The sequence below is a fragment of the Achromobacter sp. 10T422 genome (assembly GCF_056394065.1).
Map to the genome: position 1 here is coordinate 298723 of NZ_JBFTHD010000007.1, position 14078 is coordinate 312800.

The 14078-nt window shown below is 64.8% G+C and carries 2 protein-coding genes; both read left to right on the top strand.

Annotated elements, in window-relative coordinates; all coding sequences use genetic code 11:
• Positions 1 to 38: 38 nt before the first annotated feature.
• Positions 39 to 13676 carry a two-partner secretion domain-containing protein gene (locus AC1DB0_RS20575; protein WP_476757528.1) on the top strand — a complete coding sequence of 4546 codons (13638 nt, stop codon included), beginning with the start codon at positions 39 to 41 and terminating at the stop codon, positions 13674 to 13676.
• Positions 13673 to 14020, top strand: a complete 348-nt coding sequence (locus AC1DB0_RS20580; RefSeq protein WP_476757529.1) for a hypothetical protein — start codon at positions 13673 to 13675, stop codon at positions 14018 to 14020. The genes AC1DB0_RS20575 and AC1DB0_RS20580 overlap by 4 nt, the downstream gene beginning before the upstream one ends.
• The last annotated feature ends 58 nt before the right edge of the window (positions 14021 to 14078 follow it).

Consider the following 14078-nt stretch of genomic DNA (forward strand, 5'->3'; position numbering starts at 1 on the left):
CTTACGCCGATGTCGACCCTTACGTTACCCGGGTTCGCATGATGTCCAAGCTTCGTTCGATGATTGTCTGGTCCGTCGTTTTCTTGCAGGTCTGGTCGCCAGTGCTGGCGCAGACCCTGCCGATCACGGTCGACCGAAGCGTGGCGGGCGCCAAGCCTGCCGTGGGCGTGACCAATGGGGTGCCGGTGATCAACATCGCGCCGCCCAGCGCCGGTGGCGTGTCGAACAACCGCTACACACAGTTCAACGTGGGCCCGTCCGGCGCGGTGCTCAACAACAGCGGCGGCGCCAGCCAGACGGAGCTGGCGGGGCAGGTGGCAGGCAACACCATGCTGGGCAACCAGCGCGCAACCACCATCCTGAACCAGGTCACCGCGCCGAACCCCTCGCAATTGCTGGGCACGTTGGAAGTGGCCGGCAACCGCGCCAACGTCATCGTCGCCAACCCCGCCGGTATCACCTGCAACGGCTGCGGCTTCTTGAACGCCGACCGCGCCACATTGACGACCGGGCGGCCGCAGATCGGTACGGATGGACGTATCGGCTTTGACATTGCATCGGGCAACATCCGCGTCGATGGCGCCGGGCTGAACGGCGCGAACCTTGGCCAGGTGGATTTGCTGGCCCGCACGTTGGAAATCAACGCAGGCGTGTGGGCCGACAGGCTCAACGTCACGGCCGGCGCTGCGCGGGTCGATTACGAAACGGGCGTTGTGTCCGCACGAGCCGGGCAAGGCGTCACGCCCGAGGTGGCGCTGGACACGGCCGCGCTGGGCGGCATGTACGCCAACAGCATCCGGCTGATCGGCACCGAGGCCGGCGTAGGCGTGAACATTGGCGGCAACTTGGTGGCGCTGACGGGCGACCTGCACGTCAACGCGGCGGGAGACGTGCGCATTGCGTCCAGTGGCACCGTACAGGCGGCGGGCGCGCTTCAGGTCGACAGCGGCCGGGACCTTGCCGTGCAGGGAATCGCGCAGGCCGCGGGCGCGGCCACGTTGACCGCGCGCCGCGATGCAACCATCTCGGGCGCGGTCGGGGCTGGCGGACCGTTAAGCGTGCAGGCGGGCAAGAATGTGATYGTCGGCGCGCAAGGCAGTTTGCGGACGCAGGATGCATTGAGCGTGGTCGCCGCCAGGGATCTGGTGCTGTCGGGTCACTTGCTGACGGCGGATCAGAACATCCGCGCGGTGGCCTCACGCAATCTGAGGATGACTGGCGCGCAGGTTCCCGCAGTTCAGCCCGACGCGGGCGTGGCGAATGGCAGCGGCAATAGCAGCGGCAACAGCAACAGCAACAGCAACGGCAATAACCCCGGCAACGGCGGTACCGGCAACGACAACGGCGGCAACGGGGATGCGGACAAGCCTGGAAAGGGCGCATCGGCCAGCATTGCGGCATCCGGCAAGCAGGCAAGCGGGGCGTCGGAAACTCCCGGCGTCGTTTCCGCCAAGGCAGGCGTCTCGCTGCAAGCCGGGCGCGACCTGGTACTGCCGCGACAGGTATACACGTCTGGCACGTTGTTGGCCCAGGCAGGCGCCAACATGGTTTCCGAAGCGGGCGCGCAGGCACAGTCGGCAAACGGCATGACGATGCGCGCGGGCGCAGACGCCAATCTGGCGGGCACGGCCTTGACGGATGGCGCACTGTCGATCGACGCGGCGCGAAATCTGCGCATGGAAGGCAGCGCGCTGGCCTACGGCGCAGGCCTTGACCTTAAGAGTGGAAACGATCTGCGGCTTGGCCAGGCCAGCCGCGCGCAGGGCAAACGCATCGTGGTGGACGCCGGCGGCGATGTCCGCACGGGCGGTGAAATGGTGTCCGAGGGAACCGTCGACCTGAAGGCGGGCGGCAATGCTCTGCTGACGGGCGCGCTGAGCGGCAATCAAGGCGTGGCCGCGCGGGCGGCTGGCACGATGGGTATCACCGGCGCGGCCGGCGCCGCGCAAGGCGCACTGACGCTGACGTCGGGCGGTGACCTGTCCATTGGCGGCAGCGGCAGCGTACAGGCCAGCGGTCCGGTCACATTGCATTCCAAGGGCGCCTTGAATGCGGCCGGCACGGTGTCATCCATGGCGGCGCTGACGGCGCAGGCCGCGCATGACGCCAAGGTCGACGGCAAGCTGTTGGCAGGCGGCTCGTTGCAGCTTCAGGCTGCGGGCCAGATGGCGGCAGGCGCGAATGCACGGCTGCAATCCGAAGGGGCGATGACGCTGCTTGCCGGTCAGGACTTGTCCTTGGCGGGCGAAGCGGAAACCAATGCGGGCCTGAAGTTGGATGCCGGGCGCGACTTGCGCATCGATGGTGCGGCGCGCGCTTACTCCGGCGCGCTCTCGATGAACGCGGGCAATGCAGTGCAGCTGGGCAAGACCAGCCGTGCGCAAGGCGACGGCGTATCCGTGCGAGCGGGCGGCGATCTTATCGCCGATGGCTCGGTGGGTGCGCGCGGCGACATGGCATTGACGGCGGGCGGGGACGCGCGGGTCGGCGGTCAGGCGCAGGCCACGGGCAAACTGAACCTGCAAGGCGCGGGCAATGTCACGGTCAGCCAGGGCGCAAGCATCGACGCTGAACGCAGCGCGGTCGTCAAGGCGGGGCAAAACATCCTGATCGCTGGCGCGCTGCGCAGCAATGACGGCAATCGCGTTGAAGCCAAGGGCGCGTTGCGTCTGGATGGCGAAACGTCTGCCGCACAAGGCGGGCTGGAGATGCTGGCGGGCGGTGACCTGTTGGTCGGCAAGCAGGGCAAGGCCGTGGCGGGCGCCACATTGCGTGGCGAAAGCGGCGGCGTCCTGAGGATGGATGGTGCGCTGTCCAGCAAGGGCGCGCAAACACTGGCGGCGGTGCGCGACATCGCCGTGGGCGGGCAACTGCTATCCGGCGACACGCTGTCGTTACGCGCGGGCCAGGACGTGAGCGTCCGCGCCGCCGCACAGCTGCAATCGGCCACGAACATGGCCTTGAACGCGGGCCGGAATGCGGATATGTCGGGCACGGCTACCAGCGACGGCGCGATTGCGATCGACGCGGTGCGCGACCTGAACTTGGACGGCGCGGCGCAGGCGTACGGTGGCTCGCTTGACTTGAATAGCGGCAATGATCTGCGTTTGGGTGAAAGCAGCCAAGCTCAGGGCGTAGGCGTTACGGTGGCCGCTGCGCGCGACCTTTACACAAACGGCGACGTATCCGCCGTGGGCCCGGCGGTGCTGACGGCGGGCAATCGAGCAATGCTCGGCGGCAAGCTTGGCGCCGATGGTGATCTGACGTTGCGGGCGGCGGGTGCGGCCCACGTCACCGGTGCATTCGAAGCCACCGGCAGCGCGGCCTTGGCAGGCGGTGGCGATGTTGGGCTGGCGGGTAGCCTGCGCAGCAACCTGGGCACGCAAGTGAACGCGCTGGGCAAGCTGGATCTCACCGGCACGGTGGATGCGGCGCAGGGCGCAGTGACCCTGGCGTCGGGCAATGACCTGTCCATTGGCACAAGCGGCCGCGTCAATGCGGCAGGGCCAGTGGCCTTGCTTGCCGGGGGCGCGCTGAATGCGGCGGGCACGGTGTCGTCGTTGGCAGCGCTGACGGCGCAGGCGGCACGTGACGCCACCATCGACGGCACACTGCTGGCGGGCGGAAATCTGCTGCTTCAAGCGACCGGCATGGTCGCGGCAGGTGCCCATGCGCGCCTGCAATCGGAAGGGGCCATGAACGTGCGTGCCGGCCAGAATCTGGCCATGGCGGGCGAAGCGCTGGCCAACGCGGGCATCACCCTGGACGCGGGTAACGATCTGCACATTGATGGCGCGGCGCGAGCCTACGCGGGCGCGCTGACCCTGAACGCGGGCAAGGCGCTGCAACTGGGCGAGTCCAGCCAGACTCAGGGCCAGGGCATATCGGCGCAGGCGGGCAGCGATCTGTACGCGGCAGGCACGATGGGGTCGCGCGGTGCGATCGAATTGGCTGCGGGCCACGATGCGCATGTGGACAGCGCTGCGTCGGCCAGTGGCGACGTGTCGCTTGTCGCCAAGCGCGATCTGGACATGGGCCGGGCGGCGCAATGGGAAACCGAGGGCGCGTCGCGCGCGACAGCGGGCAACGATATAACGCTATCTGGCGCATGGCGGGGCAACGGCGACATCAACGTGGCCGCCATCGGCGCACTGACGGTGGATGGCGAAATGGCTGCCAGCATTGGCGGCCTGGACCTGAGTGCGGGGCGCGACCTGTCGGTTGGCGCCTTGGCGCGCATTGCGGCGGCAGGGCCCGCGCGTGCAAAGACCGACGGCAACCTTCATGTGGCGGGCAAGGTCAGCTCATTGAAGGCGTTGACCTTGCAGGCTGCGCGCAACGCAAGCATCAGCAATCAGCTTTACGCGGGTGGCGCGCTGGACGTGCGGGCGGGCCATGCGTTGACCGCGGCGGGCGGATCACACCTTCAGTCCGATAGCGCACTGGCGCTGCAAGCGGGTCAAGATCTGAACATCGCCGGGACCGCGTTGTCCGAAGGCGGCATGGCGCTGTCGGCCGCGCGCGATCTGCGCGTAGAGGGCAATGCGCTGGCCTACGGCGGCACGCTGGCGTTGAAGAGTGGCGATGATCTGCTGCTGGGCTCGGGCAGCCAGCTGCAAGGGCAGGGCATTCACGCGCAGTCGGGCCGCGACATTGCCGCCAATGGTGTGCTGGTGTCCAAGGGCGATGCGCAATTGCGGGCCGGCCGGGATGTCGGGGTCGACGGCAAGGTGGGCGTGGATGGCTCGCTGAATATGGCTGCAAAGAACGACGTGCGCGTCGGCACGCTGGGGCAGTTGGAAGCCTCCGAGAGCGCGCGAATCCAGGCGACGGGCGCGGCGGCAATCGCAGGCGCCGTTCGCGGCGATCAAGGCGCGTTGATACAGAGCGGCGGCGCAATGGCGCTGACGGGCACGGCGGCGTCGGCGAAGGGTTCATTGCAGTTGATCGCCGGACAAGAGATGGTGCTGTCGTCTGACAGCCGAGCGCTGGCGGGCGGCGCTTTGCTGGCGCGCGCGGACGCTTCGCTCATGGCGGCTGGCACGATGTCATCACTGACCGATCTGGTTCTGGATGCGGCGTCCAACATCACGCTGGCAGGCCAGAATCTGGCGACGGGCTCGATCAGTGCAAAGGCCGGCGCCGGCCTGACTGCCTTGGCGGGCTCGCGGGTGCAGGCGGATGGAGCCGTAGCGATCCACGCAGATAGCGCGGCGTTGTCCGGCGCGCTTGTCGCCGGACAGTCGGCGCAGTTGCGCACGCAGCACGATTTGACGGTGGACGGCACTGTGCTGGCCGATACGGGCACGCTGTCTGTCAGCAGCGGCGGCAACATGACGCTGGGCGGCGCAAGTGAACTGCAAGCGAGCGGAAAACTGATTGCCAAGGCCGACGGGAAGCTGCTTGCAGCGGGTACCGTTTCCAGCGAAACCGACATCGCCCTGACTGCGGGTACGGACGCTGAATTGCAGGGCAAGACGGTCGCCAACGGAACTCTTGAAATCGATGCCGCCGGAAATCTGACGGTAGCCGGCAAGGCCCTGGCGCAAGGCAGCCGCAAGTTGCTGATGGCTGCGGGCCAAGACTTGCGTATCGCTGGCACAGCAGGCACTGCAAACGGCGCGGTCACCCGGGACGCCATGGGTGGCACGCTGCGCGCGCAGGCCGGTGGCGATCTGGTCATTACAGACACGGGCACGGTTACCGCAGGTTCCCCCGTCGCATTGAAGGCGGGCCGCAACATCCACATTGACGGCATCGCGACCGCCCTGGCGGGCGCGCTGCAAGCAGACGCCGGCGCCAAGCTGCAAGTGGGGGCGGCCGGCAGAATGCAAGCTTCCGACGGCCTTGCCGCAAGCGCGGGCGCCGATCTGGATACCGACGGCGTCATTGCCGCTGGCGGCGGCCTCACGCTGGCTGCGGGCGGTAGCGCCCGATTGGGCGGCGTCGTGGCGGCGTTGGGCGAGCGCGCGGCAGGCGATGCGCTGATCTCTGCACAGCATGACGTGGTCGTGAAGCAAGGCGGACAGGTCCAGGCCGCTGGGGCGCTGAGCGCACGTGCAGGTCAAGACCTGAGCGCCCTGGGCGTATTGAGTTCGGTAGCGGACATGGCGTTGGCCGCCGCGCGCGATGTGCGAGTGGACGGCACCGCGGCTTCCGATGCGAACCTGACACTGACCGGACGTGACGTAACCGTCGCCGCGTCGGGTCTTGCGCAAGCAGGCGGCGCACTGGCCGCCACCGCGCAACGCGCCATGTTTGCCGCCGGCCGCATGTTGGCCGGACATACGCAAACCCTGATCGCGGGTGACCACTTGACGGTAGACGGCACGGTTGCCGCGCTGAATGGTGACCTGACGCTGACTTCGCGGCAAGGCGATCTGGTATTCGGCGCGGCATCGACCGTACAGTCCAGCGGCGCGTTGTCGGCCGATGCCGGCGCTGCGTTGCGCACGCAAGGTTCGCTCGCTGCGGGCCAGGGCATGCGCCTGCAAGCGGGCACGGATGCCGCGCTGGGCGGCATCGCCGCAACCCAGGCGGGCGATCTGAACGCGCGCGCGGCGGGCAACCTGGCGGTTGCCGCAGACGGCCGCCTTCAAGCGGCCGGCGCACTGGAATTGGTGGCCGGCGGTACGTTGGCCAACGCGGGCGTTGCGTCCGCACAGCAAGACGCTCGCCTGAACGCGGGCGCAGCATTGTTGAATCAGGGTTCGGTCCTGGCGGGGGGTGACGTGCTCGTCACCACGCCGGGCGTGCTGACCAACGCCGGCCGTTTCGTGGCCGGCATGGACGGCGACGGCGTCCTTAACCAGCCCGGCAGCCTGACGCTGACGGCGGGCGACCTCATCCATCACGGCACCAGTCTTGCTGGCAAAGACCTGACGCTTACCGCAGGCCGCCTGGATCTTGCGCACGGCACGCTGTCCGCATTGGGCAACGTCACGCTTGCCACGCCGGGCGATATCGACACGCGCAATGCCGTCGTGCAAGGCGGCGGCCTGGATATCACTGCCGACAATCTACACAACCAGGCAGGCAAACTGACCTCGACCGGCGCCGCGACCCTGACGTTGGGTGGCAAGCTCGACAACACCGACGGGCTCATCGCTGCGGCGGGCGACTTGAACATCGCCGCCGCCACGGTCGTCAACCGCGCGGGCACGCTGGCTGGTGGCAATTTGGTGCTCAAGGCGGATGGCGCGCTCGACAACCGCGCCACGCTGACAGCGGATCGTGCAACGCCGAAGGGTGTGCTGGGCAAGGTGATTGCCATTGTGGCGGACCGCGTCGACAACCAAGGCGGCTCGATCCAGGCAGGCGAGGACCTGACCCTGACCACGCGGGAACTGGATAACCAGGGAGGCGAGGTGGCCGCGCAGGGCAACGCCCGCATCGTGGCCGACGCGTTGAAAAACGGCCAAGGCAAGCTGCTGGCGGGCAACAGCCTGACCGTCATCGCGCAGGTCTTGCACGGCCTGGGCACACTGCAATCGGCGGGCGATCTTACCTTTCAATATGCGGGCGCGTTGAATCAGACGGGCGACCTCTCCAGTGGCCGCGACATAAACTTGTCCTTGGGCGGCGCGCTGCACAACAGCGCCACCCTCAGCGCCGGGCGTGACTTGAGCATCAAGGCGGACTCGCTGGTCAACCAGGCCAGCGGTCAGCTTCTGGCCGGAGGCGCCAATACGCTCAACGTCGCGCAGGACTTGACCAATGCAGGGCTGATCGATGGCGCCGCCACGCACATCAACGCCGGCCGCGTGGATAACCTTGCCCGCATCTACGGCGACAAGGTCGCGATTCAGACCCAAACACTCGTCAACAGTGCAGGCGTGGGCGGCGGCGCCGTCATCGCGTCCCGAGGCGCCATGGACCTGGGCGCCGCAACGCTCGTGAATCGCGAGCACGCGCTGATCTATGCCGGTACGGATCTTGCCATCGGCGGCGCGCTGGATGCCGGCGGCAACGCGGCAGGCCAGGCGGGATCGCTGTTGAACACGGGTTCCACCATCGAAGCGGCGGGCGATGCCCGCATTTCGGCGGCGTCGCTGTTGAACCAGAACGCGGGATACACCAGCCAGACCGTGCAGGTTGCGTCGCAGTCAAAGGTGTACTTCACACCGGCCGGCAGTACCGACATGTACGACGCCGAGACGCACTGGTTGTGTGACGAGGTCACGCCCCAGTGCAGCAAGGACCCGGCTTGGCTGGACGACGATCCCGAACGCATGTTCCTGCTGCCGTCCGACAAGTACCCGGCGGCGCGCTACGGCCCGCCGTTCGACTACACACCCGGCGGAAGGCGCCAGGCGGGTGTCAGCGCGCCGATTGCACTGGCCTTTACCCCGGCCGACGTCGCTTGCAGTGGCGGCGACGCCGGAGGCGGATGCTGGGACGTGCCCGAATGGTTCGGCTATGGCACCGACGCGCGCATCTGGTCGGTGTTCGGCGTCACGCCGCCGACGGGCTCTTTGCCTGTGTGGGTTCCCCCGGAAGCTCCCTGCTTTACCAACAGCCCCGCATGCCTTGCGGAAGCCGCGCGCCGCAAAGCCTTTGAAGCGGCCTATGCCGCTTACACGGAGCCATACAAAGCGCTGGACGCGCGCATCCGCGCATTCAACGCCGATTTCAACAACCGGCTGGTTGGCACGCTGACCTATTACCAGGTCAACGAAACGGTCACCGAGACGCGCACGCTGTCCTCGGACCCGGGCAAGATCCTGTCCGGCGGCGCAATGACGTTGGCCGGCTCGGTCACCAACGACAAGAGCCAGATCGCAGCGGGCGGGGCGCTGCATGTAGCGGGCCCGGCCATCAACAACATCGGCGCGGGCGGACAGCGCACCGTGACGCGCCAAGGCACGGCCACGGTTTCGCAGGCGCGCTCCAAGGACCGCAAGGAATACTCCAGCCCGTACACCGCCACTCTGGCGGGGCAGGCCATTGAACTTCCTGTGGGAACCTCGGGCGGATACACCAGCGTCACGCTTGACGGATCGGCGCCCGGCGCCACGGGCGTCGGTAAGCCGGGACCCGTACTGGTCGCCAGCCTGGATCTGCCCGGTGGAACGGTGGTGCGCACCGTTTCGAACCCGGCCAGCATCCCCGACAACCAGCTGTTTGCAGTGGACAAGCGCCCCGACGCGCCTTACATCGTCGCCACCGATTCGCGCTTCATCGGCCAACGCCCCACCGTGTCCAGCGACTATCTGTTCGACCTGCTGCGCCAGCCGGACGCGCTGCCGGGAACCACGGTAGCGGGCAGCGCAGGGGCAGGTGCCGGGCTTGCCGGTCAGCACGCTGACAAGCCTTCCGATCCCAGCCACGTCCAGGCCACCATCGGCAAGGGCGCCGTCACGTCGCAGGGGCCGGCAGGCCCCGCAGTAGGCGCTGGTTCGAGCGTAGACGTGCAGCGTCTTGACGCCCCGACGGCGTCCGCGGCCGGTAACACGGTGCTGGCCAACGGCAGCACCGTAACAGGCAACCCCGTGCAAGACGCCAAGACGCTGTCTGGCGCGCGGCTGGCGGGCTGGGACGCTCTGGTTCCGCCCGGCGCCAAGTTCCTGACGCCTTCGGGTCAACCCAAGCGACTGGGTGACGGATTCTACGAGCAAAAGCTCGTATCCGATCAAATACTCGCCACGACCGGTCAGCGCTTCCTGGGCCGCTTCAGCGACAACGACAGCCAGTACAAGGCCTTGATGGCCGAAGGCGCCAAATTCGCCCGCGACCACAACGTCAAGGTGGGTGTTGCGCTGACTGAAGCCCAACAACGCCAGCTAACCAGCGATCTGGTGTGGCTGGTGGCCGAAACGGTCACCCTGCCTGATGGCAGCACAGAAACCGCATTGGTGCCCAAGGTCTACCTGGTCGTGCGAAAAGACGACTTGAAAGGCGACGGCACGCTGATGGCCGGACGCGACGTCAAGCTGGCGGCGGACGGTGATATCAACAACAGCGGCACGATCGGCGCGCGCCATGCCACCGTCATGAGCGCATCGAACATCGTCAACCAGGCAGGCGGCCTGGTCCAGGGCGCCACCGTGGATCTTTCCGCGCGCACCGACCTGACCAACCTGGTGTCGCTGATCAAGGGAAATTCCGTCGCACTGAAGGCGGGGCGCGATATCGCGCTGACCTCCACATCAGCGTCGGAGAATCACAGCGCGACGTGGGGTTCACACATCTCGGGCGTCTCTCGTGTGGACGCCGGCAACCTCAGCATGCAGGCAGGACGCGACGTCACCTTGACGGCGGCGCAGGTGGCCGCCAAGGACGGCGTGCGGGTGCAAGCGGGCCGGGATATCAATCTGGCCACGCTGGAGGAGAGTCATGGCGAATCGCTGGTTCTGAACAGGAAGAATCGGCATGACCTCGCCACCAGCAAGGAAATCGGTTCGAGCATCGATGCGGGCGGCAACGTCACGTTGATCGCGGGGCAGGACGTCAACGCGCGAGTGGCTGATGTTACGGCCGGAAAACAGTTGGGCGTCGCGGCGGGCCGCGATATCAACCTGACGGCCGGTGTGCAGGGCGGTTCGGCTTACGACGAAACGCACTACAAAACCCGTGGTTTCCTGTCGTCGAAGACCACGCATACCAAAACGGCCAGTGATTGGACCGACGCCAAGGGCTCCAACTTCATGGGCGATACCGTTGCGCTCATGGCCGCACGCGACTTGACCGTGCAGGGTTCCAACGTGGTCGGTGACCACGACGTAATGCTGACGGCCAATCGGGACCTCACGATCGAGGCTGCGGCGGAATCGTACAAAGACTATCAGTACGAGAAAGTCACGAAATCGGGATTGGGCGGCGGCGGCGGATTCAACATCGGCTACAGCAAGCAAGCGCGAACCGATTGGATGAAGGGCGAGAGCGGCGGCTATTCCAGCAGCACCGTGGGCAGTGTCGGTGGCAACGTGGTCATCGATGCGGGCCGCAATGTCGGCGTGTTCGCCAGCAACGTGCTGGCGCAGGACGGCGATATTTCGATCGCAGGCCGCGACGTCGCCATCGTGGCTGGCGTGGGTGAAGCCCGTCAACACGAGTATCACGAGCTCAAGCAATCCGGTCTCACGATCGGAATGGCCGGAGGCGTGCTGGGCGCGGCGCAACAGATTCACGGCACGCTCAAGCAAGCAGGTGAAGCCAAGAGCGGCCGCCTGGCGGCCGTCAAGGTCGGGCAGGCCGCGTATCAGGCGGTGCAGGCTGATCGCATGATGGACGCGGCAAAGGGCCCCGAGGCGACCACAGCACAAAAGGAAGCCGCAAGCGCCCAGATCCAGATCAGTCTGAGTTCCAGCAAATCCGCCAGCGAGACTAAGCGCACGCAAGAGACTGCGTTTGAGTCGTCCATCATGGCGGGGGGGAACGTATCCATTGCGGCGCTGGGCGAGAAGGGAGTCGCCGGGTCTGGGAACCTGTCAATTGTCGGAAGCGACGTCACCGGCAAGAACGTCCTGCTGGCATCAACGAATGATCTCTACCTTTTGAGCCAGGCACAGACCTCAACAGAAACCTCGACCAACAAAAACAGCGGCTGGAAGGTCGGTGTTGGCATCGGCGTCTCCGATAGCGGCAGCGGCGGGGGCATCAATATCTTCGCCAGCGGTTACGCGGGCAAAGGCAACGCCCACGGCAACGGCACGACCTACCAGGAAACCCAGATCAGCGCCCGTGACAACCTGACGCTGATCTCGGGCCGGGACACCGTACTGATGGGCGCGCAAGCGCGCGCCGACAGCATTCGCGCCGACATTGGCCGCAACCTGACTATCGCCAGCCAGCAGGACACGGACCGCTACAACGCCAAGCAAAGCCAGGTCAATGCAGGCGGCAGCTTCAGCTTTGGCTCCATGACCGGCAGCGCGTATATCGGCGCCAGCATCGGCAAGACCAAGTCCAACTACGACAGCGTCATCGAGCAATCGGGCCTATATGCAGGGACCGGCGGCTTTGACATTTACGTCGGCAAGCACACGCAACTGGATGGGGCGGTGATCGCCAGCGACGCGGAAGCGGCGAAGAACAAGCTGTCCACGGAGACGTTCGGCTTTACCGATTTGGAGAACAAGGCCGCATACAAGTCCACGACTGCTGGTGTGAACCTTGGTATGTCGGGCGCATTCGACGTTGCCAATAAGGGCGGTGCGAATGGGATCGGTCCCTCGGGATTGAGCTTTGGTCATACCAGCGGCAGCGATTCCGGCACGACCTACGCCGCCATCGCGCCGGGCGCGATCGAAGTGCGCTCGGAAAAGGAAACCGGCCGCGACAGCACGGCGGGCCTAAGCCGGGACACCGCAGGCGCGAATGGCAGCATCGGACAGATCTTCGACAAGGATAAGGTCCGCGAGCAACTGGAGTTCCAACAGGCGTTTGGCCAGTTGGGGATGCAGATTGCGGGGGACGTGCTGAATGATCTGAAGAAGGATGACCCTGACCTTTGGGGAGAGGGCGAGGCGGGCGCGATTGCCATGCACGCAGCTATTGCGGGTATTGGTGCGGCATTGGGGGGAGGGAATGTCGCAGGGGCGATTGCGGGGACGATCGCGGGGGACTTGGCGAGCAACCTTGTGCAGGATCAGATCGCTCTGGCGGTGGCAGATTTGCCTGTCGAACTTCGCAGCCAAGTCTACAAGGTCATTACGAACGTGGTCGCGAGTGCGGCAGGGGGACTTGCAGGCGGCCTAAGCGGAGCAGGAGGTGCAGCCGCATCGAATATGTTCAACCGCCAATTGCATCCCTCTGAGACTGAATGGATTGAAAAGAATGCCAAGCTCTACGCGTCGAGGAAGGGGATAGCCGAGGAGGATGCGTTAAAGCAATTGGCCGCCCAAGCCTATCGGCAAGTGCAGACGGGGGCAGAGGGAGCTTGGGATGCAGAAGCGCAGGCGTTTTTAAAGCAGGCGCACGGCATGTTGCCCGACGGCGGGTACATGTTTTACGCGCCTCCGTTTCAGCGGAACGATTCAGCAATGTATGCAGAGAATCTGCCTATGCTCGCTGACTTCTACGTGAAAAACGGGCTTCAGTTTCCTGCCGAAGGCAAAGTGGTGGACGCGGCAACCAGGAATGCGCAAAGCCTGAACTTGATGTCTAATTTGACATTCACTGCGGGCGGTGTTTCTGCCGCTTTGGCGTTGGCGGGGCTTCCACCAACATTAATTTCTTGGGCGTTTGCAAATCCCGCTGATGCCGTAACCATTGGCGTCATATCCGCAGAAACGGCCGCGGCTATTCAAAGTGGCGCTGTTCTGCCAACTTCCGTTTTGGCTGGCCCGCGTAATGCGCCGGGGAAGGTGCTTGGTGCAAAAAGCCCTTTGAATACCTTGGGTGGTGTCCCTGGTCGAGTCCAGTCCCGAATTAATTTGGCTAACGAGGGTATGGAACACTTGGTATCACGTCACCTGTCGGGAAAAGTAAATGCAAGCCAGTTTTCTATTGGGGAGCCTGAATTGCGTGGTCTTCTGCAAAGCAAAGCTGTTGTGAGTACTCCGGTCACACGAATTGTAGAAAGTGCTGATGGTGTGCGCTATGTGCGCGAAGTCGATGTTCAACATATTATTGGTACTGATAAATTTAGTGGGGGAGGGGCGACCTCGATAATGACTGTTATGACTGATAGATTTGGGAATTTAGTAACAGCGTTCCCAGGGGTAATGAAATGAGCTCTCGTGATCATGTGCAAGCGGATTTACTTAGCTCTATGACATCGGTGTTTTCAGATGGCACTAATCCTTTGCTATTGGCTGCTCTTAAAACGGCTTTTCCTAGGCTGTCGTTTGCCCTGATCGTAAATTGGATTCCTGAGCAGGCCGAGGATATTTACTGGGTGTTGATCGACTTAAATCGTATTGCGACTGTAGAAATCCCACGGCCAGGTAATGATTTGACAGGCGTATCCGTCGAAGTATTGGATCTAAATATATATAAGGGACGTCGTCTTTCCATTGATAGCCACCGAAAGCTCGAGGCTGCGATTGAACTGATGAGAGAAAATTGCGCTAGCTAGCGGTTTTCCCTAGTGGTTAAAAAGATGGGATTGATAGCCTTCGGTACCGAAAACTTGG